The organism is Pseudomonas sp. LBUM1662, assembly GCF_059695915.1.
This window is the reverse complement of sequence record NZ_CP166793.1, coordinates 6480602-6505547: the sequence shown is the minus strand read 5'-3', so window position 1 is coordinate 6505547 and position 24946 is coordinate 6480602. Positions and strand designations below refer to the sequence as shown.

Below are 24946 nucleotides of genomic sequence, written 5' to 3'. Positions count from 1 at the left end.
GCATATTGACGCCCTCTGGCCTCTTAATAGTGATCTGAATGATTTGCTGTGATGGTCATCAATTACGCTGAGGCCGGCCGATATTGCAGCGCTTCCGCCAAATGCTCGCGTGTAATTGCATTTACCTGTTCAAGGTCTGCCAATGTGCGGGCAACCTTGAGCAGTCGGTGGGCCGACCGGAGTGACAAGGTCAAACGCTCGCAAGCAGTTTCCAGCCACGCCTCGTCGGTTGTGGATAACTTGCAGTGTCGACGCAGCCCTGGCAAATCAAGGAAGGCATTGGCGCAACCTTGACGTTTGTGTTGCCGCTCCCGGGCGTCGGCGACCAGCACCGCAGCAGTGGCAGTGTCATCACCGGGTTTGAGCGCAGGATTCAACGCCGTGGCTTCCCGAGCGACGGTCAGATGCAGATCGATCCGATCCAGCAGTGGCCCCGACAATTTGTTGCGATAACGTTGAACCATGTCCGGTGTACAACTGCATTTACCGCTGGGTTCGCCAAGATATCCACAGGGACACGGGTTCATCGCGGCCACCAATTGAAAGCGCGCCGGAAACCTCACGCGATCCTTGGCGCGAGAAATCACGATGTGGCCGGACTCCAGTGGTTCCCTTAAAACCTCCAATACCTTGCGATCGAATTCCGGGAGTTCGTCGAGGAACAGCACACCATGATGGGCGAGGGTGATTTCGCCGGGTTGTGGCTTTGAACCACCACCCACCAACGCCGGGCCGGAGGCCGAGTGATGGGGCTGGCGGAATGGTCGTTGCGGCCAGTGGCTCAAGGGCACGCAACTGGTGACGGATTGAATGGCGGCGACTTCCAGCGCCTCGTTTTCGGCGAGCGGTGGAAGCAAACCCGGCAAACGGCTCGCCAACAACGTTTTTCCGGTCCCCGGCGGTCCGCTAAATAGCAAGTTATGAGCCCCAGCCGCCGCAATCAGCAATGCGCGCTTGGCCGAGATTTGCCCCTGCACCTCATTCAAGTCCGGATAGGGTTTGCTGGCGTAGAGCAAGCCATTGGAAACGTAGGGTTCAACCGGTGTATGTCCATTGAAGTGCGCAACGGCTTCCAGCAAGTGATCCACGGCAAACACCTTCAGCCCCGACGCCAGGCAGGCTTCCTCGGCATTCGCCCGCGGCACCATCAGCGAGCGCCCGGCCTTGCGCGCGGCCAGCGCAGCCGGCAACACGCCTCTCACGGCACGTACCGCGCCTGACAGCGCCAATTCTCCAAGGCATTCAATGTCATCCAGCGTCAACGTCGGCACCTGCACGCTGGCGGACAGAATCCCCAGGGCAATCGCCAGATCAAACCGGCCGCCGTCCTTCGGTAAGTCAGCGGGAGCGAGATTCAGCGTGATACGCCGCGCCGGAAATTGCAGGCCTGAATTGATGATCGCGCTGCGTACCCGGTCCTTGCTTTCCTTCACTGCCGCCTCGGGTAAGCCGACCATCGTCAATGACGGCAGACCGTTGGCCAGATGGACTTCTACGGTAACGGCGGGCGCATCCACGCCAATCTGGGCGCGGCTGTGAACGATGGAGAGGGACATGGTCGTTCCTTGAGCTAAACGAGAGGCCGCTTCCTGCGGGTTTTTTAAGGGTAGACGGGGAGAGGAAATTGGTAGGGCGGTTACGCGAGCAAACTTTCGCGGGATGTTACGGCTACGAACAAGAGCATCGGCGAGGTACAAAAAAACCGCCACTAGACGGTTTCTTTCTCGAAAAAATTCAGCTTCGTCCACCGGCCAACCAACCGCTTGGCTCAAGTTCTTTGCCATACGCGATGGCGACTTCAATAAAGCGTCGTTGATTGGCCGATAAATTTCCAGCCAAGCGACGTGCTTCGGCGTGAAACTCGGCAATTTGTAACAGCTTCGCCTTTCGCTTTTTCGGGCTCATTAGCACCTCCTGGGATTGGATGTTTGTTTGGCGGAAAGCGTAGAGGAACGGGTGCGAACTATTAAATCAGGCTGGAGAGCTGCTTTTTGTAGGACCGTGCCTAAAAAGTTGAAGGACGACGGTGAAAGAGCGTGGATGGTCTTGCGATCAGAAGGTTGCTGCTTATGATCTCGCTGAAACAGCCGTGGAAGACGCGAATGAAAAGGAATGGAATGCGCCCGATTCATCCAGGTGAAATTCTCAGCGAAGAGTTTTTGAAGCCGCTGCATATAGCAACCGAGGTTTTGGCTCGATTGCTGAACGAGCCAGAGGCGGAAATAGGCGATGTTGTGAGTCAGCAGGTCGGTGTCAGTGCAGGTCTGGCGAAGACGCTATCCATCCACCTGAACACCACGCCCGAGTTCTGGCTGAACTTGCAATCGACTTACGATCTGCGTAAAGCCGAAATCGAACGTGGTAGTGATTTAAGTACTTAAAGCGATTGCAGCACCTGTGACGCGCGCTTCCACCACGGCGTATTGACCGCTCGCTTTGGCCGTTCACCATCCGCAAGCATGTGCGGAACATCCTGCAACCGAATCCACGGCTGATTATTCCAGTGCAGCAAACTCAATGACATCTCCGGCCAGTTCAACAGACTCAGGACCGGGCGTTCGCTTGACGTCGGTTGTTGGGCGTCTCTGAGGGCTGGCACTACGTCGTGTGTTAGCCACTCGCGCAGACCTCGGTATTCGGGGCAGTAGTGGTAGACCAGCAGGGCGTAGACGCCGGATTCGCTGATCAGCAGGGTGTTTTCGAGGGTGCCGTGGATGACGACTCGCGCGGATTGATGTTGATCGGGATCGAGTTTTCGGACGGCGCGTTCGTCGAGGAAAAGGCGAAGCAGACGGCCCAGGTCTCGGGCGCTGAACCAAGGCTGGTTTTCGATCAACAGCGCGTGGAGGTGGAGTTTGTGGCGGGTGAAGACGTGAGGGATTAGATAGTTTTCATTCATGGTGCATTCTCGGGGTCGAGTGAAGAAAACTGCTTCTGATCGTCGCCAAACGAAAAGGGTGGCAGCTATGCGCGGGTTGGCGAACCGGTGACACCCGAGAACCGGCAGACCCGAGGGTCTCCCACGCATAGCCGCCATAATTCGTGATGGGAATAAATTCCTCGGTCGAATGTGGTCGCGGTGCGTCGGGGTCTTCCAGGTCGCCAAACCCAGTGCTGAATATTCAGCTGGGGATGAGCTTAGGAACCTAGGCTTCGCGGCGCTATCGGACGGCGGTGGTGATCTTTGTAGGACGTTGCCGAGATGGTGGCGGGGCGGAAGATCAAAAGATCGCAGCCTGCGGCAGCTCCTACAGGGGAGTGGTCTGTCCAGTGTGGGATGGCTGGACGACCGAGGTGACTTCATTCGCGAGCAAGCCCGCTCCCACATTGGATCCGGTTTCAAAGTGGGAATTGCGGGGTTACTCGGTGGGCGGGTTCAGCTTCGCTTCCAGCTCGGCGACCTTTGCTTCGAGGCTTTCCAGCCGTGCCCGGGTCCGTGCGAGGACAACCATCTGGCTATCAAACTCTTCACGACTCACCAGGTCCAGCTTGCTGAAGCCGCTCTGCAGCAGCGCCTTGAACTGGCTTTCGATTTCGCTTTTCGGCAATGGGGTTTCGCCGCTGAAGAGGCGGGAGGCGGTGCCGGTCAGGGCGTCGAGGAAATCTTTGGGTGCGAGCATGGGAAATGTCCTGTCAACAATGGCGGGCAGTGTATCACGCAGTGTCTATAGTCAATTCCGACAGCAGGGATGCACGCTTTTCGCGCATGTGGGTGGACGGCCGCGCACTGTTGTTGTGCGTAACCGTCGGGCCGTTTGAGGGAAGTGGCTGTCGGAATCGGTCAAGGGATTGAATTCAGTGGGTTTTGGCGAGATGGCAAGCTTTCTGCTTAGTCGGTAGTGACCCATGCACTGATGCAGTCGCTGTGACGAATGCAGTGCGCCAAGCGGAACGGGGGAAGTGTTTCGTGCGGAGTGGTAGCAGGCGTCGGACGGGCAATCAAAGGCCGACGATGCGTTACAAAGCCAGGCACTGCGCTTAGACTTGAGACGGGTTTGTTTTCCTGGGGCAAGTCCACCAATTCGGGAGAGAGTTTTCATGAAGCTAGTCACTGCCATCATCAAGCCGTTCAAGTTGGACGACGTGCGCGAGTCGCTGTCCGAGATCGGCGTGCAGGGCATTACCGTTACTGAAGTCAAAGGCTTCGGTCGGCAGAAGGGTCACACCGAGCTGTATCGCGGCGCGGAGTACGTGGTCGATTTTCTGCCCAAGGTGAAGATCGATGTCGCCATTGACGACAAGGATCTGGACCGGGTTATCGAGGCGATAACCAAGGCTGCCAACACCGGCAAGATCGGTGACGGCAAGATCTTCGTGGTCAATCTGGAACAGGCGATTCGCATCCGTACCGGCGAAACCGATACCGACGCGATTTAAACGCCGCCACAAACCCAACGCCCCAGGAGAAAACAATATGACTCTGCGTAAATTCGCAGGGCTAGGAGCCCTGTTGTCCCTCGTAATGCCCAGCCTGGCTATGGCGGCAGACGAAGTGGCGGCCCCAGTCCTCAATTCCGGCGATACCGCCTGGATGCTGACCTCGACAGCCCTCGTGCTGTTCATGACCATTCCCGGCCTCGCGCTGTTCTACGGCGGCATGGTTCGCTCCAAAAACATTCTTTCCGTGATGATGCAGTGCTTCGCCATTACCGGTCTGATCAGCATTCTGTGGGTCATTTATGGCTACAGCATCGCGTTCGACACCACCGGCATGGAGCAGGGCGTCGTCAACTTCAACTCGTTCTTCGGCGGCATGGGCAAGGCATTCCTCGCCGGTGTCACGCCTTCGAGCCTGACCGGCCCCGCGGCGCTGTTCCCTGAGGCGGTGTTCATCACCTTCCAGATGACCTTCGCCATCATCACCCCTGCGCTGATCGTCGGTGCCTTCGCCGAGCGGATGAAGTTCTCCGCCATGCTGATCTTCATGGGCGTGTGGTTCACACTGGTTTACGCACCGATTGCGCACATGGTCTGGTCCGGCAACGGCGGCCTGATGTGGGACTGGGGCGTGCTCGACTTCGCTGGTGGCACCGTGGTGCACATCAACGCCGGTGTGGCCGGTCTGGTTGCGTGCATCGTGCTCGGCAAGCGCAAAGGCTTCCCGACCACGCCGATGGCGCCGCACAACCTCGGTTACACCCTGATGGGCGCCGCAATGCTGTGGGTGGGCTGGTTCGGTTTCAACGCCGGTTCCGCTGCTGCGGCCAACGGCACCGCCGGTATGGCGATGCTGGTCACCCAGATCGCAACCGCCGCTGCTGCACTGGGCTGGATGTTCGCCGAGTGGATCACCCACGGCAAACCAAGTGCACTGGGTATCGCTTCGGGTGTCGTGGCCGGTCTGGTCGCCATCACCCCGGCCGCTGGCACCGTGGGCCCGATGGGCGCGCTGGTCATCGGCCTGGCAGCGGGCGTGGTGTGCTTCTTCTGCGCCACCACCCTGAAACGCAAACTCGGCTATGACGATTCCCTGGACGCCTTCGGTGTGCACGGTATCGGCGGTATCCTCGGCGCGATCCTGACCGGTGTGTTCGCCGCACCGTCCCTGGGTGGCTTCGGCACCGTTACCGACATCGCCGCTCAAGTCTGGATTCAGTGCAAAGGTGTGGGCTTCACGGTGATCTACACCGCGATCGTCACCTACGTCATTCTCAAGGTCCTGGACGCTGTCATGGGCTTGCGTATCACGGAAGAAGAAGAGGCCGTCGGTATCGACCTGGCACTCCACAACGAACGCGGCTACAACTTGTAAGCACGCGCATAAAAAACTTGCCCGGCTTGCCGGGCATTTTTTTGTCTGGAGTTTGTCAGTGAAGCGACTGCTGAAAGGTTTTTTCGTACACGTTTAGTGGCGTTTACGACGGGCGTTTTTCTACGGCCAATGGCTTACATGATTGAAGGAATATTAGGGCCTTTGTTTTTTCCCAGAGCGCGCTAGAATGCGCCCCGAACGTGCGGAGAACTGTATGTGGCAACAGACTCTGATTACCCTGCGGGCAAGGCCCCGGGGCTTTCATCTGGTAACGGACGAGTTACTCGCCGGCCTGCCTGAACTCAAGGCGTGTCGGGTCGGTCTGTTGCATCTGTGGCTGCAGCATACCTCGGCGTCGTTGACCATCAACGAGAACGCCGATCCGGCGGTACGTCGCGACTTCGAACGATTTTTCAATCGTCTGATCCCACAAGGAGCAGACGGCTATGAGCATAACGACGAAGGCCTGGACGACCTCCCGGCGCACTTCAAGGCCAGCGTGCTTGGCTGTCAGCTCAGTTTGCCGATTTCGGCAGGCCGACTTGCGCTGGGGACCTGGCAAGGCGTTTATCTGGGCGAGCACCGTGATTTTGGCGGTGCCCGTAAAGTCCTCGCCACCGTGCACGGTGAAGAGGCATGAACCGCTGGTCACCAGTGGTTATTGAATTTTTCCGGCAGCTGTCGACAGACGGTAAAGCTGGGCTATAACTAATCTGCTTTTCGCAAGTCATGAGGTAGAACATGAGCGACGATGATCTGGAAAACGACGACCTCGAAGTAGGCGACGAAGACGAGGCTGAAGAAGGTCTGGAAGCAGCAGCGGAAGACGTTGCTGACGACGATGGCGGTGAAACGCCCGTTCCGACCGCCAAAGGTAAAGCCAAGGCTGCGGTGTCGGTTGACGAGCTGCCGAGCGTCGAAGCCAAGAACAAGGAACGCGACGCCCTGGCTAAGGCCATGGAAGAGTTTCTGGCACGGGGCGGCAAGGTGCAGGAAGTGGAGGCCAATGTGGTCGCCGATCCTCCCAAGAAGCCTGACAACAAGTACGGCAGCCGGCCTATCTAAGCGTCTGCCCTTGCTTGCTGAAAAAGCCCGCCGTCGCTGCGGGCTTTTTCATGGCAGAAATAAAAGTCTGGGGCGTGACGCGATTCAATGTGGGAGCGGGCTTGCTCGCGAAAGCGTAGTGTCAGTCGACATCAATGCTGTCTGACACGCCCCCTTCGCGAGCAAGCCCGCTCCCACAGGGTTTTTGTGTGTTCTCAGGATCAGTGTCGGGAATTCCACCGCGCCAACAACGCCGGCAATTCGGTCAGGCTGCGAATCTCGGCATCCGGCGCCTTCTGCGCTTCCCACAATTTACCTTGCGGGTTAAACCAGATCGCGCGCAACCCAGCCTGCTGCGCCCCGGCAATGTCATCCCCCGGATGATCGCCGATATGCACCGCTGTCTCCGCTGTCGCCCCGCCACGTTGCAATGCCTCATGAAACAGCCGCGCATCGGGCTTGGCGATGCCGATGTCTTCGGCGCACAACGCAAACTTGAAGTAATCCGCCAGCCCCAGCCGGCGTACATCGGCGTTGCCGTTAGTGACCACGCCCAAGGCGTAATGCTTGGCCAGTGTCTCCAGCGTCGGTTCGACTTCGGGGAACACTTCGATTTGATGCCGCGCGTGCAGAAACACTTCAAAACCCTTGTCAGCCAGGTCTGAAGCCTCGCCATGGTCGTAACCGGATTCTTCAAGCGCCTGGAAAAGCACCCGGCGCCGCAGCGCGCTGATGCGGTGCTTGAGGCTCGGTTCGCTGGTCAGGATCCGCTCACGAATGGCCCACAGATGCTCCACCGGCACCGCGCCCAGGTTCGGTGCATGCTCGGTCAGCCATTCACGCAGTATGGCTTCGGCGCTGACGATCACCGGGGCGGTATCCCACAGGGTGTCGTCGAGGTCGAAGGTGATCAATTGGATGGTCATGAATCATCGCCCTTAATGCGTTTGGCCCGTGGATGGGCGCTGTCGTAGACCGTGGCCAGGTGCTGGAAGTCCAGGTGGGTGTAGATCTGGGTGGTCTTGATGTCCGAGTGGCCGAGCAATTCCTGGACGGCGCGCAAGTCTTGTGAGGATTCCAGCAAATGGCTGGCAAAGGAGTGTCGCAGCATGTGCGGGTGCAGGTTCTGCCCCAGCTCACGCTCGCCAGCGGCCTTGACCCGCACCTGAATTGCCCGGGGGCCAAGGCGCCGGCCTTGCTGGCTGACAAACACCGCGTCATCCGCCGGGTTGGTCATGGCCCGCAGCGGCAGCCACAGTTCCAAGGCTTCGCGGGCCTTTTTGCCCACCGGCAGCAGTCGAGTCTTGCTGCCCTTGCCGAGTACTTGGACCATGCCGTCGGCCAGGTCCAGCTGATCCAGATTGAGTCCGGTCAGCTCCGAAAGACGCAAGCCCGAGGAATAGAACAGCTCCAGAATCGCCTGATCCCGACGCGCCAGGAAATCATCCTCCACCGCGCCTTCCAGCAGTTGCAGCGCACGGTCGGTGTCGAGGGTTTTTGGCAGTCGACGTTCGCCCTTCGGCGGCGCCAGGCCATTGGCCGGATCGTGATCGCACAGGCCTTCGCGGTTCAGATAGTGATAAAGCCCGCGCACTGCTGACAGCAGGCGCGCCAGGCTACGGGACGATTGACCCTGTGAATGCAGGCGTGCGATCAGGCTGCGCAGGCGCTGGATATCAAGCGCGGCCCAGCTGCTGATGTTCTGTTTGACGCACCAGCCCAGCACTTTGTCGAGGTCGCGGCGGTAGGCGTACAGCGTGTGGGGCGACACCTGCCGCTCACTGCGCAGGTGTTCGCAGTAAGCGTCCAGTTGCCGTTCCATGGTCAGCGTACCGAGCGCAGGGAGTTGTTGACCCGTGGCAATACCCGGCCCATGACTTCGGCGATGTAGCTAAGGAACAGGGTGCCGACCGAGCTCTTGTAGTGCTGCGGGTCGCGACTGGCGATGGCCAGGACGCCGTGGATGCCTTGAAAGCTGATGGCGACGACGGCGGTGGAGCCGATCTGCTTGCGCTGTTCTTCGCCGAACAGGAAGTCCAGCTCATGCTCACGCAGGCTGCCGCTGACGCTTTTGTCTTCCGAGAGCAAGCCGCCAATGGCTGTTTGCGCCTCGGCATGGGTGACCCAGCGACCGACCGGCATCGGGTTGTCGCCCAGTAGGATGAGGCTGACGAAAGGCACCTGGAAGTCCTGGCGCAGACTGTCTTCGACGCTGATCACCACGTCTTCCAGGCTGTTGGCATCCATCAGCGCGAGAATCAGGCGGCGGGTCTTGTCGAAAAGGCGGTCGTTGTCGCGGGCCACGTCCATCAAATGCGAAAGGCGATGACGCAACTCGATGTTGCGGTCGCGCAGGATCTTCATCTGACGCTCGACCAGCGAGACGGTATCGCCGCGCTGGTGCGGAATGCGCAAGGCCGGGAGCAGTTCTTCGTGTTCGACGAAGAAATCCGGATGAGCCTCCAGGTACGCGGCAATCGCCGCCGCCTCAAGGCTTTCGGAAGGGGATTCGTCGGGCTGTGGGGCGGGAACCTGGGGCTTATCTTTCATGGATTCGACTCTCTCAAAGACGCACTTGTCCTTCATAAACGCGTACTGCCGGACCGGTCATCATGACCGGGTGGCCAGGGCCTGCCCATTCAATGGACAGACGCCCGCCGGGCAGGTCGATCAATAGCGGCGAATCCATCCACCCCTGGCTGATCGCGGCCACTGCGGCAGCGCACGCGCCGGTGCCGCAGGCCTGGGTTTCCCCGGCACCACGTTCCCAGACGCGCAACTGCGCACGGTTCCGGTCGATGACCTGGAGAAAACCGACATTGACCCGCGCCGGGAAGCGCGGGTGATGTTCGATTTTCGGCCCCAGTTCATGCACCGGTGCGTTGTTGATGTCGCTGACCCGCAGCACGGCATGGGGGTTGCCCATGGACACGGCGGCCAGTTCGACCGGGGTGCCATCGACGTCGAGCGTATAGCTCAAGGCCTGTTCTGGCGCCTCGAATGGAATCTCGGTCGGCATCAGACGCGGAGCGCCCATGTTGACGCCGATCTGGCCGTCGCTGCGGATATCCAGTTCGATGATGCCGCTTTTGGTCTCGACGCGAATCTGCCGCTTGGCGGTCAGGCGCTTGTCGAGTACGAAGCGGGCGAAACAGCGCGCACCGTTGCCGCACTGTTCCACTTCGGAACCGTCGGAGTTGAAGATCCGGTAACGGAAATCCACGTCCGGGTTGCTCGGCGCTTCGACGATCAGCAACTGGTCGAAACCGATGCCGGTGTGCCGATCGCCCCATTGCTTGGCATGTTTGGGCAGGATGTGCGCGTGCTGGCTGACCAGGTCGAGGACCATGAAGTCATTGCCCAGGCCGTGCATCTTGGTAAAACGCAGCAGCATGGGATTACTCCGGCAGCAGGCTTTCGCCAGCAAACAACTCGGCTACCGTCTCACGGCGACGCACTTCAAATGCCTGATCACCGTCCACCAACACTTCAGCGGCGCGGCCGCGGGTGTTGTAGTTGGAACTCATGACAAACCCATAGGCGCCGGCCGAATGCACGGCCAGCAGGTCGCCTTCTTCCAGAGCCAGTTCACGATCCTTGGCCAGGAAGTCGCCGGTTTCGCAGATCGGGCCGACGATGTCGTAGGCGCGAGCGGCGGTAGTGCGCGGGCGCACGGCGGTGACGTCCATCCAGGCCTGGTACAGCGCCGGGCGGATCAAGTCGTTCATGGCCGCATCGACGATGGCGAAGTCTTTGTGTTCGGTGTGCTTGAGGTACTCGACCTGGGTCAGCAGCACGCCGGCGTTGGCGACGATGAAGCGGCCCGGCTCGAACACCAGCGCCAGGTCACGACCGTCGAGACGCTCGCGCACGGCTTTGATGTAGTCGGCAGCCAATGGCGGCTCTTCATCGCGATAACGCACGCCCAAACCACCACCGAGATCGATGTGGCGCAGGTAAATGCCGCAATCGCCGAGGCGGTCGACCAGGCCCAGCAGACGGTCGAGGGCATCAATGAACGGCGGCAGGGTGGTCAGTTGCGAACCGATGTGGCAATCGACGCCGACCACTTCCAGGTTTGGCAGCTGCGCGGCGCGGATGTACACGTCTTCGGCGTCGGCGATGGCGATACCGAACTTGTTCTCTTTGAGACCGGTGGAAATGTACGGGTGCGTGCCGGCATCGACGTCCGGGTTCACGCGCAGCGAGATCGGTGCGCGAACGCCCAGCTCGGCGGCGACCACTTGCAGGCGTTCCAGCTCATCGGTGGATTCGACGTTGAAGCAATGGACGCCAACTTCCAGGGCGCGACGCATGTCGTCACGGGTCTTGCCGACACCGGAGAACACAATCTTGTCGGCGCTGCCGCCAGCGGCCAGTACGCGTTCCAGCTCGCCACGGGAAACGATGTCAAAACCGGCGCCGAGACGCGCCAGGACATTCAATACACCCAGGTTGGAGTTGGCCTTGACCGCAAAGCACACCAGATGCGGCATGCCGGCCAGCGCATCGGCGTAAGCCAGGTACTGGGCTTCGATGTGGGCGCGTGAGTAGACGTAAGTCGGTGTGCCAAAGCGCTCGGCGATGGCGGACAGGGCAACCCCTTCCGCGAACAGCTCACCGTCACGGTAGTTAAAAGCGTCCATGGCGTTCCCTTATTGGTAGACGTCGTGCTTGTGAGCTTTGGACGGCTGCTTTTGCGAGGACTGGGCCTGCTCGGCAGGGTCCTGGGAATCGTCAGGCAGGTACAACGGGCCTTTTTGACCACAAGCCGACACAAGACAGGCAACCGCGAGGAGCGCGGCAAGGGAAGAGATCAGGCGCTTCATGGCGAAATCCTTGAAAATGCGTTAATTGCGCCGGAGTATACCGGCCACCCGGCGGATTGCCTATGCGACGGGGCTCCCGTCCGGCGGGGCTTGGCTCGATGCCAGTCGGTTATGTGCAATCCACTGTGGGAGCGGGCTTGCTCGCGAAAGCGGTGTGTCATTCGACATTAATGCTGACTGACACACCGTTTTCGCGAGCAAGCCCGCTCCCACAGGTGTACCTATATCGATGCCTGATCGTTATCCTTTGCAATCACCGGGGCTCGCCCGTATCTTGCGGCGCTTGAGCGTGAACAGACACTTTTTGAGGTTGCCGCAATGAGTTTGACCGAAGCCCGTTTCCACGACCTGGTCGATGCCACCCAGCAAACGCTGGAAGATGTTTTCGATGACAGCGACCTGGATATTGATCTGGAGAGCTCGGCCGGTGTGCTCACCGTCAAGTTCGAAAACGGCAGCCAGTTGATCTTCAGTCGCCAGGAGCCGCTGCGTCAGCTGTGGCTCGCGGCCGTCTCGGGTGGTTTCCACTTCGATTACGACGCCGAGAGCGAGCGCTGGATGTGCGACAAGAGCGAAGAGCAGTTGGGCGAAATGCTTGAGCGCATCGTCAAGCAGCAGGCTGGCGTCGAACTCGATTTCGAAGGTCTGTGAGATCGTGACGCAACCTGCGCCTGCTCGTGCGCCCAAACCGCTCTACAGCAACGTCAGCCCGGCGGTGCCTTCGCCGTGCAGCGGTGTGTGTCGGCTGGACGAGCAGAAAGTCTGCCTCGGGTGTTTTCGCCATGTCGAAGACATCCGCGAATGGCGCTCGGCCGACGATGATCGCCGCCGTGTGATCTGCGCCCAGGCAGTCCAGCGCAAAACCTTGGCCTGATACACAAACCTGTAGGAGCAGAGCTTGCTCGCGAAAGCGGCGTGTCAGTCGATTCCCATGTTGATTGACACACCGCCTTCGCGAGCAAGCTTTGCTCCTACAGGTTTCATCGGAGTTACCGAAAGTCGGGTCCGTCGCCCCTGACTTGTATATTTATTGAGCTGTGATAGTGTCCAGAAACGCCTCAACCCATCGAGGCTCGTGAAAACCCCGCCTTTTTCTGGCGGGGTTTTGCTTTTTCTGTGCAGAAGAAAGGAGTCTGCCTCTATCATGACCGCACCTTCCATCACCCTTACCCGTCTGGACGTGCAACGTCTGGAGCGCCTGATCGACAGCCTGGATGACACGCTGCCGGGCGTTATCGCGCTGCAAACCGAACTGGATCGCGCCGATACCCTGGTCGGTCACGATGAAGTGCCCGCCGACGTCGTCACCATGAATTCCCGTGTGCATTGCCGCGAAGAAGGCAGTGGCAAGGACTATCACCTGACGCTGGTTTACCCCAAGGATGCCAACGCCGACGAAGGCAAGATTTCCATTCTGGCGCCGGTCGGCAGTGCGTTGCTCGGTCTGAAAGTCGGCCAGCACATCGACTGGCCGGCCCCGGGCGGCAAAACCCTCAAACTGACCCTGCTGGAAGTCGAATCGCAGCCGGCCGAGGGCGGCCACTTTCCGGAATAAACCGCTTAGACCTGCTCGAGCGCCTCATTCAACGCGCGCTCCAGGTCGGCCTTGTAGCGCAAATACAGATTGCTTGAACTCTGACCATCACCGAGCAGGCCCGACAGGTCCAGGTCGGTGATGTAGCAGCGATAGCGCTCGGTTTCCCGGCGCTGCTCGACGATCTCCTGAGCGACCACGCTGAACAACTGGTCGCCATGTTCCAGCTCTGAAAACTCCCGCTGATTGCAATACAACGTGACCTGCACCTGTCCCGGCGCGGCTTTGCCGATGATCGCCTGCACGTCGTAGAACGGTTTGTTGATCGGGGTTTGTGGCGCCGGCCGGGGTTCGACCCGACGCGCCCGGCCGGAACCTGACGGCAATAGCTGGTAATACAACGTGTCCAGGTTCAGCGGCTGGGTGGTGTTCATCGGCAGCAAGGCGTCGCGTCGGTACTGGATCGATTGCAGGAACCGTTGCAGCGGCACCAGCAGGCTTTGCTCGTCGTGATAGGGCAAACGCTGCTGCCACAGGGCATTGAACTCATCGAGCACGTACAGATCCGCCTGCTGTTCGGTGATGCGATAGAACACCTGGATGCATTCGGGCTGGCCCATGGGCAGGAGCAGCGCCAGGTCGTGGTCTTCCAGCGCCATCGGGTCCAGGTGCAGCGGGCTGTAGCTCGCCAGTTCTTCACCCAGGTAATCGAATAACGCAGGCAGCGTGGCGAGGGCGACGTGATTGACGTGGCCGGGTACCAGCTCCAACACGTGATAATGCTGCTGGACCTGAACCAGGTAGCGATGATTGAGCTTGCTCAGCAGCAGGTTCTGCGCGGTATCGAGGACCTCTTCGACTCGCCGGGCGATGAATTGCGCGCGGTTGTGGCAGAAACAGCGAACCCGCAGCTTGGGCTGTTGGGCGCCGCTCGGCAGGTTGTTGAGGTAATCGCGCAGGCAGTCGAGCAAGGCGTGCGGGCCGTCGTAGCGGTTGACCAGCACTTCGTTCCAGCTGTTGAGCGTGACCTGGTCCAGGGTCAGCACCAGGTTTTCCCGCACCCCGGCGTAACTCAGGGAATCGGTGCGCTCGGTGGTCATCAGGATGTTCAGGTCGCGATGGTGCTTGAGCGGATCGACGCCGACGTTCACCAGAATCAGCACTTCACTTGGCACACTGGCGCGCAGCAACGGCTCTTCAGCGACGGTCGTCAACGGCAGGGCGATGCTTTGTTGCAGGCTGCCGAGCAGGTTGAACAGTTCAAATTCGCTCAAGTCGCTGGTGCCGGGGTGCAAGGCGAGGCGGGTGCTGCTGTCGATCACGCCGTTGCGGTGGCACCAGGTCAGCAGTTCCAGCAATTGGCGGCTGCGCTTGATCGGCGCGAAATGCTCCCACTCGTGGGCCGTCAGGCTGCCGTTGTACAAGCCCCACTGAGTTTGCCCGGGTTCTTTCTTGTTCGGCGCTTGCACCAGAGTCAGGGTGTCTTCGGCCAGATCCGGGGCGATGCCGGGGTTGATGAACTCGACTTTGTCCGCTTTGCGCTCAAAGGCTGCATACAGCCGTCGACCCAGGACGTTGAGGTCGCGTTTGTTGATCAGGCTGACGGTTTGCTCGTTGCGGGCGAACTGGGTCAGGAACCGGTAGCTGTGATTAAGCTCGTTGACCAAGGCTCGGCGTTCGGTACTGACCTGGCGGACTTTCCATTGGCTGCGGCTGTCGAGCAGCGCCAGTTGCCGCGGATCCCAGTTCCATTCGTGAGCCAGCCGCTCGAGCAGTGAACGTTGCCAGCTCTGGGTGCGGCTGCTGCCGGTGAGCTTGCGGTTGACCTTCAGGTACAACGCGCGGCGCACCAGCTCCAGGCGCTCTGGCTCGCCACGCGCGGTGAGGTATTCCTCAATGCGTCGGTAAACCACGATGTAGGGGTCGAGCTCGTCGAGGTCCAGTTGATTGGCAAACACCGCTTGCTTGAAGCGCAAGCTCAGGCAATGAACCTTCGGATGTTCGCTGGCGTAAACCTCGATCAGCAGGAGTTTGAGTACGGACTTGTAAGGCGACTCGATGCCCTTGAACAACTGCCAGAGCCCGGCGCCGATGAATTCGCCGGGCGGGATGTAGGCCAGATGCCCCAGGTCCAGCGCCTCGTCAGCGCGGATGAAGCGCTTGGACAGCAGCGTGTGGGTGTAACGGTCGTAGGCGGCTTCTTCGTAGACCGGCACCAGCCACCAGATCGGCGTGCGACCGGCCAGCCAGATCGCGGTGCGGTAGAACTCATCCAGCAGCAGGTAGTGCTGGGTGGTGCCACAGTCTTCAGAGCTCAATTGCGTATCGCGTTCACCGAGCACGAAGCGGGCCGGGTCGATCAGGAAAAAATGCGCTTCGGCGCCCTGGCTGGCGGCCCAGACCTCGAGCAACTGGCACTTTTTACGCAGCTCGGCGAGTTCGGTCTCGCTCAAGTCCGGCCTGTGACAGACCCACACATCCATGTCGCTTTGATCAGCCTGGGCCAGCGTGCCGAGGCTGCCCATCAGGAACAGGCCGTGAATCGGTCGCGGTGGATTGCTGCCGTGGCGCGGCTTGTAGGAGAACGATCGGGTCAGGCGCTGGGCTTCGGCGAGGGCGTTGGCGTCGGGCTCGAAATTCGACAGCCCGGCCGGCGTGCTGCCCGACACATAGCCGGGCAACAGCGGGTGATTCACGTGGAAAAACAGCGGCAGCAGCGTCAACACTGTTTGCTGGCGGGTCGACAGCCCCTCCATGGCACGGGCCATGCGGCCTTCGTTGAGCTTGAGAAAACGTGCGCGCAGCTGGCCGAGAACCTTGCGGTCGATTCCCTCGTCCAGATCGGGGCGGATTTCATGGGTGCGGGTCATGTCAGCTCAAACCGGCTCGCGAGGCTCGGACGTGGGGTCTGCGGATGAGGGGCAGTTTAGCGCCTCGGGCCCGGGACTTTTAAGCTGATTTTGTTTTTTGACGCCAGATTTCTACCGTGCGGCGACCGCAGGTCACAAAGTGTGCCCGCGGAAATCCCGTAGCAGGGGTTTCCGTGGGCGATGCACTGATACTCAGGCTGTTTCCTGGACGCTCAGAATCGTCAGAACGGTTTGTACATTTTGCGCGGCGTCACGACCCAGACTGGTCAGATAACCGCCATCGGGCTGGTCGATCAGGTCTTTTTCGAAAAGGCGTTTGGCGGCGGCGATGTGTTTCGGGGCAGCGGTCTGATGAATTTTCAAACCTTCCTGGGAACTGTCCAGGTTGAAGAGTGCGAGGACTTCCAGTTCGGCAACCAACTCAGGGGTAAGCGACATAAGGACTCCAGACTTTCTAGGAATTGGACGACAGCGCCCCTAAGGTGAGCCGACTCGTGCGGCATGTCCAGTGCCTGCATCAGGGTTTTTTCACCACGGGATGCGTTCCCCGGCGGGAGGTGCGGCAGCGGGGTGCGTAGGAGCGAGGCTGCCCGCGAAGAACGATGACACGGTTTGTATGGAAAAACCTCAGTGCGCCCTTCGCGGGCAAGCCTCGCTCCTACGGATCGGGGTTATTTCTTTTCCGGCGGCAGCTCTGGCAGCGCACGCAACGCTGTTTCGTACCACTCGGTGTTGAACGCGCGGTCTTCTTCGAGGATCGCGTCGATTTCTACCGCCAACACGTGGGCCATCAGGTTGAGGATTTCTTCACGCTCGTAACCCACCAGGGTCAGCTTGTTGAACGTCGCCTTGGCCGCAGGCGGGTTGTCGCTTTCGATCTGGTTTTCGATGGCTTCAATCAGGGTGGTTTCGGTGAATTCTTCTTCGTCGCTATCGATGTCGGTTGGCTCGCTCATGGCAGGCTCCTCAAGTTTAAGGCGGCCAGTTTACCTGCATTCAGCGCTGTGATGCTGCTGGCAGGAATCGCCCCGGCGTTCTATAAACAGGCACTGCCAACCCCGCACGGCCTGGAGGCTATGTGATGCTCAAGCTTTATGGATTTTCCGTCAGTAACTACTACAACATGGTGAAACTGTCGCTGCTCGAGAAGGGCGTGCCGTTCGAAGAAGTACCGTTTTACGCCGGTACAAGCCCGGAGGCGTTGGCCATCAGCCCACGCGGCAAGGTGCCGGTGCTGGGCGTCGAACAAGGCTTTATCAACGAAACCGCCGTGATTCTTGAGTACATCGAGCAAAGCCAGAAAGGCACGCCGCTATTGCCGAGCGATCCATTTGAGCGGGCGCAGGTGTTGGCGCTGGCCAAGGAAATCGAGCTGTACATCGAGTTGCCGGCTCGCGCCTGTTATCCCCAGGCATTTTTCGGCATGCAGGTGCCGGACGCGATCAAGGACAAGACCAAGGCTGAACTGTTGCTGGGGTTTGCGGCCCTGGGCAGGCACGGCAAGTTCTCCCCTTATGTGGCGGGGGACAGTCTGAGCATTGCGGATTTGTATTTCCTGTACAGCGTGCCGTTAGCCTGTGCGGTGGCGCAGAAGCTGTTCGACCTGGACTTGCTGGCAGAAATGCCGGCGGCCAAGGCGCTGTTGGAGCGTCTGGAGCAGAATCCGAACGTGCAGCGGATTGCAGCGGACAAGGACGCGGCGATGCCGGCGTTTATGGCGATGGTCGCGTCCAAGAAGTAGGGTTTTATAGCGTTCTTGAGTCAGTCTTCGCGGGCAAGCCTCGCTCCTACGGGATCTGTGTCGTTCGAATTGCAGGACGACACATAACCTGTAGGAGCGAGGCTTGCTCGCGAAGCTTTTAACGGCTGGCGAGCAATGCCTGACCGCGCGCCACAGCCTGCTTGACCTGCGCCGGCGCAGTCCCGCCGATATGGTCACGGGCGTTCACCGAGCCTTCCAGGGTCAGCACGGCAAACACGTCCTGATCGATCTGGTCGCTGAACTTGCGCAGCTCTTCCAGGCTCATTTCCGCCAGGTCCTTGCCGCTTTCCACGCCGTACTTCACGGCATGGCCAACGATTTCGTGGCAGTCGCGGAATGGCAGGCCACGGCGTACCAGATAGTCAGCCAGGTCGGTCGCGGTGGAGAAACCCCGCAGCGCCGCTTCGCGCATCATCGCGTGCTTGGGCTTGATCGCCGGGATCATGTCGGCAAAGGCACGCAGCGAATCGCGCAAGGTGTCGGCGGCGTCGAACAGCGGTTCCTTGTCTTCCTGATTGTCCTTGTTGTAGGCCAGTGGCTGGCCTTTCATCAAGGTCAGCAGGCCCATCAGCGCGCCGAAGACGCGGCCGGTCTTGCCGCGAACCAGCTCGGGCACGTCCGGGTTTTTCTTTTGCGGCATGATCGAGCTGCCGGTGCAGAAACGGTCCGGCAGATCGATGAACTGGAACTGCGCGCTGGTCCACAGCACCAGCTCCTCGGAGAAGCGCGACAAGTGCATCATCGCGATGCTCGCGGCCGAGCAGAATTCGATGGCGAAGTCGCGATCGGACACGTTGTCCAGCGAGTTGCCGCCGACGGCGTCGAAGCCCAGCAGCTGCGCGGTGAATTCGCGGTCGATCGGGTAGGTGGTGCCCGCCAGTGCGGCGCTGCCCAGTGGCATGCGGTTGGTGCGCTTGCGGCAGTCGACCAGACGCTCGTAGTCGCGGCTGAGCATTTCGAACCAGGCCAGCATGTGGTGCCCGAAGGTCACCGGCTGCGCGGTCTGCAGGTGGGTGAAGCCCGGCATGATGCTGCCGGCTTCGCGCTCGGCCTGTTCCAGCAAGCCTTTTTGCAGGCGGGTGATTTCGCCCAGGATCAGGTCGATCTCGTCACGCAGCCACAGGCGGATGTCGGTGGCGACCTGGTCGTTACGGCTGCGGCCGGTGTGGAGCTTTTTACCGGTCACGCCGATGCGGTCGGTCAGACGCGCCTCGATGTTCATGTGCACGTCTTCGAGGTCGATGCGCCAGTCGAACTGGCCGGCCTCGATTTCACCCTGGATGGTCTTCAGGCCATCGGTGATGCTGTCGCGTTCGGCGTCGGTCAGCACGCCGACCTTGGCCAGCATAGTGGCGTGTGCGATCGAGCCCATGATGTCGTGGCGATACAGGCGCTGGTCGAAAGTGACGGAGGCGGTGAAGCGGGCGACGAAGGCGTCGACGGGTTCACTGAAGCGGCCGCCCCAGGACTGATTGGTCTTGTCAGTGCTCATGAATTCGCTCGTGTCGGCTGAAGAAAAAATGACGGTGGAAGCTGTCGCGGATAATAACAGGGTTGCCAATCCTGTCGCTGACGCTGGTCGACAGGTTTTTTTCGCGGGGCGCGGTCCATACTCAGGACATGCCTTGTGGGGAAATTGCGCAACGATATTTTTCAATTGAGCAATATCGTCCCGGCAACCGTCTACAGTTGGACAGTAGGATCAGCGCACTTCCTGGCGCTGCGGCTGACTATAAGAAGAGGGGGTGTTCATATTGTGTATCGGCAAACCCTATGGCGATACCTCGCTTACGCGGGCCAGAGCCTCCAATCACTCGGCAGATGAAAATTTAGCCGCCGGTCTCGCGGCACTTTTTGGCCCTCGCGCTAGTCTTAGCGTGGATCGCGGTGACGGACGTCACTTCACCTGTCTACGCTATCCTTGTGCGAGACTCACGCAGGAATCCAGCGCAATATGAATGTCCTGATCGTTGATGACGAACCCCTAGCCCGCGAGCGCCTGAGCCGAATGGTTGGCGAACTCGAGGGATACAGTGTCCTGGAGCCCAGCGCCACGAACGGCGAAGAGGCGTTGGCGCTGATCGACAGCCACAAGCCGGATATCGTGTTACTCGATATCGGTATGCCAGGCCTTGATGGCCTGCAAGTGGCTGCCCGGTTGTGCGAACGCGAAACCCCGCCCGCCGTGGTGTTTTGCACCGGGCCCGATGAATTTGCCGTGGAAGCCCTGCAGGCCAGCGCCGTGGGCTATCTGGTGAAGCCTGTGCGAACTGAACATTTACATGATGCATTGAAAAAAGCTGAGCGGCCCAACCGCGTCCAGCTCGCCGCCCTGACCCGTCCCGCCGCCGAAAGCGGCAGCGGCCCACGCAGCCACATCAGTGCCCGAACACGTAAAGGCATTGAGCTGATCCCGTTGGGTCAGGTGGTGTATTTCATTGCCGATCACAAATACGTGACCTTGCGCCATGAAGGCGGCGAAGTGCTGCTGGATGAACCGCTAAAGGCCCTCGAAGATGAATTCGGCGACCGTTTCGTGCGCATCCACCGCAACGCTCTGGTCGCGCGCGAACGCATCGAACGTCTGCAACGTACGCCTCTGGGGCATTTTCAGCTGTTCCTCAAAGGCCTCAATGGCGACGCCCTGATCGTCAGCCGTCGCCACGTAGCCGGCGTGCGCAAGATGATGCAACAGCTTTGATTCGCTGATTACAGGCGAACTTCACCCCCGTTTGCTGGACGTTCGAGGCCAGGGAGGCCACGCGGTTTCTGATACAAGTCAAAGTGGATTTGGCTGAGCTGTTATTATCCGCCGTATCTATTCAGTACGGATTGATCCATGTCCTCTCGCGAAATCCGCATCGCCACCCGCAAAAGTGCTCTCGCCCTGTGGCAGGCCGAATACGTCAAGACCCGTCTGGAACAGGCCCATCCGGGTCTTCTCGTGACGCTGGTGCCCATGGTCAGTCGTGGCGACAAGCTGCTCGACTCACCCCTGTCGAAAATCGGTGGCAAGGGCCTGTTCGTCAAGGAACTGGAAACCGCGCTGCTGGAAAACGAAGCCGACATCGCCGTGCACTCGATGAAAGACGTGCCGATGGACTTCCCTGAAGGTCTCGGTCTGTTTTGCATCTGCGAGCGCGAAGATCCGCGCGATGCCTTCGTTTCCAATACCTACACCAGCCTGGATGAGTTGCCCCAAGGCAGCATCGTCGGCACGTCCAGCCTGCGCCGTCAGGCTCAGTTGTTGACCCGTCGTCCGGACCTCGAAATCCGCTTCCTGCGCGGCAATGTCAACACGCGCCTGGCCAAGCTTGATGCCGGCGAATACGACGCCATCATCCTCGCTGCCGCCGGCCTGATTCGTCTGGGTTTTGAAGATCGCATCACCTCGGCAATCAGCGTCGACGACAGCCTGCCGGCTGGTGGCCAAGGCGCAGTCGGCATCGAATGTCGCAGCGTTGACAGCGAAATTCACGCGCTGCTGGCGCCGTTGCATCACCAGGACACCGCCACCCGCGTGACCGCCGAACGCTCCCTCAACAAACACCTGAATGGCGGCTGCCAAGTGCCGATCGCCTGCTACGCCGTGCTTGAAGGCGAGCAGATCTGGTTGCGCGGTCTGGTGGGCGATCCGAGCGGCGGCTTGCTGCTCAGCGCCGAGGCCCGTGCGCCACGGGGCGATGCAGAAGCCTTGGGCGTGCAAGTGGCTGAAGACCTGCTGAGCCAGGGCGCCAACGATATTCTCAAGGCAGTCTATGGCGAGGCAGGTCACGAGTGACGGGCTGGCGCCTGCTGCTGACGCGCCCTGCGGATGAGTCAGCGGCGTTGAGCGGTGTTTTGTCGCAAGCGGGGATTTTCAGCAGCAGCTTGCCGCTTTTGGAGATCGAGCCGATTGCAGCCTCTGACACAATGCGCGAGGTGATTCAGGGCCTGGATCATTACTGTGCGGTGATTGTGGTCAGTAAACCGGCCGCCAGAATCGGCGTGGACCTGCTCAATCAGCATTGGCCGCAGCCACCATCCACACGCTGGTTCAGCGTGGGGGCGGCGACTGCGCAGATCCTCGCGGATAACGGACTGAACGTGAGTTTCCCCGCAGAGGGCGATGACAGCGAAGCATTGCTTGAGCTTCCCTCGTTGCGCGAGGCTGTTGCCCGACCCGATCCGCGGGTGTTGATCCTGCGCGGGGAGGGCGGGCGCGAGTTGCTGGCTGAGCGTTTGCGCGAGCTAGGTGCTAGTGTCGAGTATCTGGAGTTATACCGTCGCGGCCTGCCTCAATACCCGTCGACGGTGCTGCCTGAGCGGATCGAAGCGGAACGCTTGAACGGGCTGGTGGTCAGCAGTGGACAGGGTTTCGAGCACCTGCGCCAATTGGCGGGCGATGCCTGGCCTGCGCTTGCGCAGTTGCCGTTGTTTGTTCCAAGCCCCAGGGTCGCCGAGTTGGCACGTGCCGCCGGGGCCCAAACAGTTGTGGATTGTCGTGGCGCCAGTGCCGCGGCTTTGCTGACGGCGTTACGGGAGCATCCCGAACCCGTTCTCTAATGCAAAGGATGGATACGTGAGCGAAACAGCCTTGCCAAAAGAAGACGTGCTGCCGGTGCTTGAAGCGCCGGTTGAAACTCCACCCGCTGTTGAAGTGCAGCGCCGAGGTAATGGGCTGGCAATCGTCGCGCTGCTGTTGGGCGCCGCCGGTGTTGCCGTCGGCGGTTGGGGTGTCTGGCAGGTGCGTCACCTGCAAGCCAACAACCAGCAGCAGTTGAGTCAGGTCCAGGCGTTGAACGATCAGGCGCAAAGTCTGAAGCTTAACGAACAGCGTCTTAGCGCGCGCCTCGAGCAAATGCCTGCGGCTGAAGAACTGGACGCTCGCAGCCGTTTGGTGACGCAGTTGCAAGGCGATCAGCAACGCTTGAATCAGCGTCTGGAAACTGTCCTCGGCGCGAGCCGCAAGGACTGGCGCCTGGCCGAAGCCGAGCATTTGTTGCGTCTGGCCAGCCTGCGCCTTTCTGCGTTGCAGGACATCAGCAGTGCTCAGGCCCTGGTGCAGGGCGCCGATGAAATTCTGCGCGAACAGAACGACCCGGGTTCCTTTGCCGCTCGCGAGCAAGTGGCCAAAACCCTGGTGGCGCTGCGCAGCACTGAACAACCGGATCGCACCGGGTTGTTCCTGCGCCTGGGTGCCTTGCGCGATCAGGTCATCAACCTCACCGAACTGGCGCCCGAGTACAAGGATCGCGGCGAATCGCTGTTGGGCCTGACGGCCGACGGTGACGGTGCCAGCCGTTGGGCGCAGTGGTGGGACCAGATTTCGCGCTACATCCGCATCGATTTCAATGCTGACAAGAATGTGCGCCCATTGCTGGCGGGGCAGAGCTTGAGCCAAGTGCGTCTGGCCCTGAGCCTCGCTTTGGAGCAGGCGCAATGGGCCGCGCTTAATGGTCAGGCGGCGGTTTACACCCAGGCGCTGGCGGAGGCGCGGGATGTACTGACGGGCAACTTCAACCCGGACAACCCTCAGAGCAAAGTCATGCTTGAGCAGGTGGGCGAGTTGAGCAAGCAGCCGGTGACGGTAGTCACGCCGGACCTGACCGGCACATTGAGTGCGGTTCAGGGGTATCTGGAGCGGCGTAACGTCAACGCCGAAGACTCGATCAAACCCATGGCAAAACCGGCCGCGAACACCGTGCAGGAGGCCACGCCATGAAACGCCTCTATGTGATCGTGTTCCTGGTCATCGCCGCGGCCGCCGCATTGGGCCTGGCGATTGCCGAGCATTCCGGTTACGTGCTGATCGCCTACAAGACGTTCCGTTATGAAGCGAGCCTGTGGGCCACCCTGGCGTTGGTCGCGGTGCTCTGGCTGGTGTTCTGGGGCATCAAGGCGTTGATCGAGCTGGTGACGACGTCCAGTGGCGTGGTCAATCCCTGGTCGCGGCGCAATCGCAGCCGCCGGGTGCAAGTGGCGATCGAACACGGTCAGCTGGACCTGGCGGAGGGTCGCTGGGCCAGTGCGCAGCGTCACCTGCATCGCGCTGCCGAAGCCGAGCGCCAGCCACTGCTCTACTACCTCGGCGCTGCGCGCGCCGCGAATGAACAGGGTCACTACGAGGAATGCGACAACTTGCTGGAGCGCGCCCTCGAGCGCCAGCCCCAGGCCGAGTTGGCGATTGCCTTGAGTCACGCTCAATTGCAGAACGACCGTGGCGACACGGAAGGCGCCCTGGTGACGCTGCAAGCCATGCATGAGCGTCATCCTCATAACGTCCAGACCTTGCGCCAGTTGCAGCGTCTGCATCAGCAGCGCGGCGACTGGTCGGCCGTGATTCGCCTGCTGCCGGAGCTGCGCAAGGATAAAGTCTTGCCGCCCGCCGAGCTGGCCGATCTGGAACGCCGGGCGTGGGGTGAAAACCTTTCCCTGGCGGCGCATCAGGAAGCCGATGGCACGGTCGGTTTGCAGTCGCTCAATCGCGCCTGGCAGCAACTCACCTCGGCTCAGCGCCAGGAACCTCAGCTGGTGCTGGCCTATGCCGAGCAGCTGCGGCAACTGGGCGCGCAGGTTGAAGCGGAAGAAGTGCTGCGCACCGCGCTCAAGCGCAAGTACGACAGTCATCTGGCGCGTCTCTACGGACTGGTGCGCGGTAGCGATCCGGCTCGTCAACTGCAAACGGCCGAGGGTTGGCTCAAGGATCATCCGGCGGACCCAAGCCTTTTGCTGACACTGGGCCGTCTGTGCCTGCAAAGCAGTCTGTGGGGCAAGGCGCGGGACTATCTGGAAAGCAGCTTGCGGGTGCAGCGCAATCCGGAAGCCTGTGCGGAACTGGCGCGGTTGCTCGCGCAGCTCGGCGACACAGAGCGCAGCAATCAGTTGTTCCAGGAAGGTCTGGGGCTGCTGGACGAGCGCCTGCTGGCGGCCCCACTCCCAGCACCCGTTTACGCCTGACGCGCTGCTTTTGTAGCAGCGGGCGCAGCCTGCGGCTACAGGGGCGGGAGCCGTTCCTGAGCGCGATCCGGCCGCTCGAATTTCGTTGAATGTTTAGCGTTGTAGTCCCTGATCGGCTTTGTCCTACAGGGGACTACATCAAGTCCTCTCGACGCTGTCGGGAATTCCCTACACTTCTGGTGAAGTGTCCGTGCCGGCCTGCCTTGAAAGGCTGGC

28 protein-coding genes and 1 pseudogene are annotated in these 24946 nt (G+C 60.5%); 15 read left to right on the top strand and 14 right to left on the bottom strand.

Translation table 11 applies throughout. From position 1 onward, the window contains the following. Positions 1-62 precede the first annotated feature (62 nt). Together ACA049_RS29730 and ACA049_RS29725 are read right to left on the bottom strand one after the other, a co-directional pair. A complete protein-coding gene (locus ACA049_RS29730; protein WP_497331846.1) occupies positions 63-1556 on the bottom strand; it encodes a YifB family Mg chelatase-like AAA ATPase in 1494 nt (497 codons plus the stop codon). A gap of 178 nt (positions 1557-1734) precedes the next feature. Continuing rightward, positions 1735-1905, bottom strand: a complete 171-nt coding sequence (locus tag ACA049_RS29725; protein WP_497331844.1) for a hypothetical protein — start codon at positions 1903-1905, stop codon at positions 1735-1737. Positions 1906-2102: 197 nt separating this feature from the next. On the opposite strand from ACA049_RS29725, the gene ACA049_RS29720 reads away from it, so the two are divergent. Beyond that, on the top strand, positions 2103-2381 hold the full coding sequence (locus ACA049_RS29720) for a HigA family addiction module antitoxin (RefSeq protein WP_497337012.1): 279 nt from the start codon (positions 2103-2105) through the stop codon (positions 2379-2381). On the opposite strand, the gene ACA049_RS29715 is transcribed toward ACA049_RS29720, so the two are convergent. Both ACA049_RS29715 and ACA049_RS29710 read right to left on the bottom strand, forming a co-directional pair. Beyond that, entirely contained in the window at positions 2378-2899 is a 522-nt protein-coding gene (locus tag ACA049_RS29715) for a BRO-N domain-containing protein (protein ID WP_497331842.1), read from the bottom strand. The genes ACA049_RS29720 and ACA049_RS29715 overlap by 4 nt on opposite strands. Before the next feature lie 460 nt (positions 2900-3359). After that, a complete protein-coding gene (locus tag ACA049_RS29710; protein ID WP_033060695.1) occupies positions 3360-3620 on the bottom strand; it encodes an accessory factor UbiK family protein in 261 nt (86 codons plus the stop codon). Positions 3621-4038: 418 nt separating this feature from the next. On the opposite strand from ACA049_RS29710, the gene glnK reads away from it, so the two are divergent. The 4 genes from glnK to sutA all read left to right on the top strand — a co-directional run bounded on the left by glnK (position 4039) and on the right by sutA (position 6817). Then, a complete protein-coding gene (glnK, locus tag ACA049_RS29705; protein ID WP_002555808.1) occupies positions 4039-4377 on the top strand; it encodes a P-II family nitrogen regulator in 339 nt (112 codons plus the stop codon). A 37-nt stretch (positions 4378-4414) separates the two neighbouring features. After that, positions 4415-5752 (top strand): ammonium transporter, encoded by a 1338-nt coding sequence (locus ACA049_RS29700; protein WP_497331840.1) that lies wholly within the window; start codon positions 4415-4417, stop codon positions 5750-5752. A gap of 214 nt (positions 5753-5966) precedes the next feature. Further along, positions 5967-6392 carry a secondary thiamine-phosphate synthase enzyme YjbQ gene (locus ACA049_RS29695; protein WP_111448318.1) on the top strand — a complete coding sequence of 142 codons (426 nt, stop codon included), beginning with the start codon at positions 5967-5969 and terminating at the stop codon, positions 6390-6392. A 101-nt stretch (positions 6393-6493) separates the two neighbouring features. Next, positions 6494-6817: a dormancy-specific transcriptional regulator SutA gene (sutA, locus tag ACA049_RS29690; protein WP_109635832.1), complete on the top strand. Its 324-nt coding sequence runs from the start codon at positions 6494-6496 to the stop codon at positions 6815-6817. A 200-nt stretch (positions 6818-7017) separates the two neighbouring features. Here the strand turns inward: sutA and ACA049_RS29685 are convergent, their stop codons facing one another. From ACA049_RS29685 to lptM, 6 genes are read right to left on the bottom strand one after another with little or no spacing between them, the layout of a single operon-like run. Beyond that, a complete protein-coding gene (locus ACA049_RS29685; RefSeq protein ID WP_497331838.1) occupies positions 7018-7722 on the bottom strand; it encodes an HAD family hydrolase in 705 nt (234 codons plus the stop codon). Next, the gene (gene xerC / locus ACA049_RS29680) at positions 7719-8618 is read right to left on the bottom strand and encodes a tyrosine recombinase XerC (protein WP_090178141.1); all 900 of its coding nucleotides are present in this window, start codon (positions 8616-8618) and stop codon (positions 7719-7721) included. The genes ACA049_RS29685 and xerC overlap by 4 nt, the downstream gene beginning before the upstream one ends. A 2-nt stretch (positions 8619-8620) precedes the next feature. Next, entirely contained in the window at positions 8621-9346 is a 726-nt protein-coding gene (locus ACA049_RS29675) for a DUF484 family protein (RefSeq protein WP_497331836.1), read from the bottom strand. Between the two features lie 13 nt (positions 9347-9359). After that, positions 9360-10190, bottom strand: a complete 831-nt coding sequence (gene dapF, locus ACA049_RS29670) for a diaminopimelate epimerase (RefSeq protein ID WP_497331834.1) — start codon at positions 10188-10190, stop codon at positions 9360-9362. A 4-nt stretch (positions 10191-10194) separates the two neighbouring features. Next, positions 10195-11442 carry a diaminopimelate decarboxylase gene (gene lysA / locus ACA049_RS29665; RefSeq protein WP_046045084.1) on the bottom strand — a complete coding sequence of 416 codons (1248 nt, stop codon included), beginning with the start codon at positions 11440-11442 and terminating at the stop codon, positions 10195-10197. Between the two features lie 9 nt (positions 11443-11451). Then, positions 11452-11625 (bottom strand): LPS translocon maturation chaperone LptM, encoded by a 174-nt coding sequence (lptM, locus tag ACA049_RS29660; protein WP_075946461.1) that lies wholly within the window; start codon positions 11623-11625, stop codon positions 11452-11454. A gap of 318 nt (positions 11626-11943) precedes the next feature. On the opposite strand from lptM, the gene cyaY reads away from it, so the two are divergent. The 3 genes from cyaY to rnk all read left to right on the top strand — a co-directional run bounded on the left by cyaY (position 11944) and on the right by rnk (position 13180). After that, positions 11944-12276 carry an iron donor protein CyaY gene (cyaY, locus tag ACA049_RS29655; RefSeq protein WP_497331832.1) on the top strand — a complete coding sequence of 111 codons (333 nt, stop codon included), beginning with the start codon at positions 11944-11946 and terminating at the stop codon, positions 12274-12276. Between the two features lie 4 nt (positions 12277-12280). After that, positions 12281-12499 carry a DUF1289 domain-containing protein gene (locus ACA049_RS29650; protein ID WP_497331830.1) on the top strand — a complete coding sequence of 73 codons (219 nt, stop codon included), beginning with the start codon at positions 12281-12283 and terminating at the stop codon, positions 12497-12499. 270 nt (positions 12500-12769) lie between these two features. Further along, positions 12770-13180 (top strand): nucleoside diphosphate kinase regulator, encoded by a 411-nt coding sequence (gene rnk / locus ACA049_RS29645; protein ID WP_046045088.1) that lies wholly within the window; start codon positions 12770-12772, stop codon positions 13178-13180. Between the two features lie 5 nt (positions 13181-13185). Here the strand turns inward: rnk and ACA049_RS29640 are convergent, their stop codons facing one another. From ACA049_RS29640 to ACA049_RS29630, 3 genes are all read right to left on the bottom strand, one after another. Next, positions 13186-16029 (bottom strand): class I adenylate cyclase, encoded by a 2844-nt coding sequence (locus ACA049_RS29640; protein WP_497331828.1) that lies wholly within the window; start codon positions 16027-16029, stop codon positions 13186-13188. Between the two features lie 192 nt (positions 16030-16221). Further along, positions 16222-16467, bottom strand: coding sequence for a TIGR02647 family protein (locus ACA049_RS29635; protein ID WP_090178166.1), 246 nt, complete (start codon positions 16465-16467; stop codon positions 16222-16224). A 233-nt stretch (positions 16468-16700) separates the two neighbouring features. Continuing rightward, the gene (locus tag ACA049_RS29630; RefSeq protein ID WP_010465083.1) at positions 16701-16985 is read right to left on the bottom strand and encodes a hypothetical protein; all 285 of its coding nucleotides are present in this window, start codon (positions 16983-16985) and stop codon (positions 16701-16703) included. Between the two features lie 125 nt (positions 16986-17110). Here ACA049_RS29630 and ACA049_RS29625 point away from each other — a divergent pair, with 125 nt between their 5' ends. Beyond that, entirely contained in the window at positions 17111-17770 is a 660-nt protein-coding gene (locus ACA049_RS29625; RefSeq protein ID WP_497331826.1) for a glutathione S-transferase family protein, read from the top strand. A 118-nt stretch (positions 17771-17888) separates the two neighbouring features. Here ACA049_RS29625 and argH read toward each other — a convergent pair whose 3' ends face one another. Then, a complete protein-coding gene (argH, locus tag ACA049_RS29620; protein WP_497331824.1) occupies positions 17889-19283 on the bottom strand; it encodes an argininosuccinate lyase in 1395 nt (464 codons plus the stop codon). A 143-nt stretch (positions 19284-19426) separates the two neighbouring features. Here argH and ACA049_RS29615 point away from each other — a divergent pair. The 6 genes and pseudogenes from ACA049_RS29615 to ACA049_RS29590 form a co-directional block, all read left to right on the top strand. Continuing rightward, positions 19427-19749: pseudogene (locus ACA049_RS29615) on the top strand (sensor histidine kinase); the annotation flags it as partial. Beyond that, positions 19746-20492: a LytR/AlgR family response regulator transcription factor gene (locus ACA049_RS29610; RefSeq protein WP_497331822.1), complete on the top strand. Its 747-nt coding sequence runs from the start codon at positions 19746-19748 to the stop codon at positions 20490-20492. The pseudogene ACA049_RS29615 and the gene ACA049_RS29610, both read left to right, overlap by 4 nt. Before the next feature lie 138 nt (positions 20493-20630). Beyond that, complete coding sequence (hemC, locus tag ACA049_RS29605; protein ID WP_497331820.1) at positions 20631-21572, top strand: hydroxymethylbilane synthase; 942 nt, start codon at positions 20631-20633, stop codon at positions 21570-21572. Further along, positions 21569-22336, top strand: a complete 768-nt coding sequence (locus ACA049_RS29600; RefSeq protein ID WP_497331818.1) for a uroporphyrinogen-III synthase — start codon at positions 21569-21571, stop codon at positions 22334-22336. The genes hemC and ACA049_RS29600 overlap by 4 nt, the downstream gene beginning before the upstream one ends. Before the next feature lie 16 nt (positions 22337-22352). Next, positions 22353-23495, top strand: coding sequence for a uroporphyrinogen-III C-methyltransferase (locus tag ACA049_RS29595; protein WP_497331816.1), 1143 nt, complete (start codon positions 22353-22355; stop codon positions 23493-23495). After that, on the top strand, positions 23492-24730 hold the full coding sequence (locus ACA049_RS29590) for a heme biosynthesis protein HemY (RefSeq protein WP_497331815.1): 1239 nt from the start codon (positions 23492-23494) through the stop codon (positions 24728-24730). Before ACA049_RS29595 ends, ACA049_RS29590 begins: the two co-directional genes overlap by 4 nt. The last annotated feature ends 216 nt before the right edge of the window (positions 24731-24946 follow it).

What these genes read in the sequence shown, in the direction of transcription:
- ACA049_RS29610 (WP_497331822.1), top strand. Translation starts at nt 19,746, where the DNA reads ATGAATGTCCTGATCGTTGATGACGAACCCCTAGCCCGCGAGCGCCTG.
- hemC (WP_497331820.1), top strand. Translation starts at nt 20,631, where the DNA reads ATGTCCTCTCGCGAAATCCGCATCGCCACCCGCAAAAGTGCTCTCGCC.
- ACA049_RS29630 (WP_010465083.1), bottom strand. Translation starts at nt 16,985, where the DNA reads ATGAGCGAGCCAACCGACATCGATAGCGACGAAGAAGAATTCACCGAA.
- ACA049_RS29625 (WP_497331826.1), top strand. Translation starts at nt 17,111, where the DNA reads ATGCTCAAGCTTTATGGATTTTCCGTCAGTAACTACTACAACATGGTG.
- lptM (WP_075946461.1), bottom strand. Translation starts at nt 11,625, where the DNA reads ATGAAGCGCCTGATCTCTTCCCTTGCCGCGCTCCTCGCGGTTGCCTGT.
- ACA049_RS29685 (WP_497331838.1), bottom strand. Translation starts at nt 7,722, where the DNA reads ATGACCATCCAATTGATCACCTTCGACCTCGACGACACCCTGTGGGAT.
- rnk (WP_046045088.1), top strand. Translation starts at nt 12,770, where the DNA reads ATGACCGCACCTTCCATCACCCTTACCCGTCTGGACGTGCAACGTCTG.
- ACA049_RS29700 (WP_497331840.1), top strand. Translation starts at nt 4,415, where the DNA reads ATGACTCTGCGTAAATTCGCAGGGCTAGGAGCCCTGTTGTCCCTCGTA.
- argH (WP_497331824.1), bottom strand. Translation starts at nt 19,283, where the DNA reads ATGAGCACTGACAAGACCAATCAGTCCTGGGGCGGCCGCTTCAGTGAA.
- ACA049_RS29640 (WP_497331828.1), bottom strand. Translation starts at nt 16,029, where the DNA reads ATGACCCGCACCCATGAAATCCGCCCCGATCTGGACGAGGGAATCGAC.
- lysA (WP_046045084.1), bottom strand. Translation starts at nt 11,442, where the DNA reads ATGGACGCTTTTAACTACCGTGACGGTGAGCTGTTCGCGGAAGGGGTT.
- glnK (WP_002555808.1), top strand. Translation starts at nt 4,039, where the DNA reads ATGAAGCTAGTCACTGCCATCATCAAGCCGTTCAAGTTGGACGACGTG.
- ACA049_RS29635 (WP_090178166.1), bottom strand. Translation starts at nt 16,467, where the DNA reads ATGTCGCTTACCCCTGAGTTGGTTGCCGAACTGGAAGTCCTCGCACTC.
- ACA049_RS29725 (WP_497331844.1), bottom strand. Translation starts at nt 1,905, where the DNA reads ATGAGCCCGAAAAAGCGAAAGGCGAAGCTGTTACAAATTGCCGAGTTT.
- ACA049_RS29710 (WP_033060695.1), bottom strand. Translation starts at nt 3,620, where the DNA reads ATGCTCGCACCCAAAGATTTCCTCGACGCCCTGACCGGCACCGCCTCC.
- ACA049_RS29715 (WP_497331842.1), bottom strand. Translation starts at nt 2,899, where the DNA reads ATGAATGAAAACTATCTAATCCCTCACGTCTTCACCCGCCACAAACTC.
- ACA049_RS29720 (WP_497337012.1), top strand. Translation starts at nt 2,103, where the DNA reads ATGAAAAGGAATGGAATGCGCCCGATTCATCCAGGTGAAATTCTCAGC.
- ACA049_RS29675 (WP_497331836.1), bottom strand. Translation starts at nt 9,346, where the DNA reads ATGAAAGATAAGCCCCAGGTTCCCGCCCCACAGCCCGACGAATCCCCT.
- cyaY (WP_497331832.1), top strand. Translation starts at nt 11,944, where the DNA reads ATGAGTTTGACCGAAGCCCGTTTCCACGACCTGGTCGATGCCACCCAG.
- ACA049_RS29695 (WP_111448318.1), top strand. Translation starts at nt 5,967, where the DNA reads ATGTGGCAACAGACTCTGATTACCCTGCGGGCAAGGCCCCGGGGCTTT.
- sutA (WP_109635832.1), top strand. Translation starts at nt 6,494, where the DNA reads ATGAGCGACGATGATCTGGAAAACGACGACCTCGAAGTAGGCGACGAA.
- dapF (WP_497331834.1), bottom strand. Translation starts at nt 10,190, where the DNA reads ATGCTGCTGCGTTTTACCAAGATGCACGGCCTGGGCAATGACTTCATG.
- xerC (WP_090178141.1), bottom strand. Translation starts at nt 8,618, where the DNA reads ATGGAACGGCAACTGGACGCTTACTGCGAACACCTGCGCAGTGAGCGG.
- ACA049_RS29590 (WP_497331815.1), top strand. Translation starts at nt 23,492, where the DNA reads ATGAAACGCCTCTATGTGATCGTGTTCCTGGTCATCGCCGCGGCCGCC.
- ACA049_RS29730 (WP_497331846.1), bottom strand. Translation starts at nt 1,556, where the DNA reads ATGTCCCTCTCCATCGTTCACAGCCGCGCCCAGATTGGCGTGGATGCG.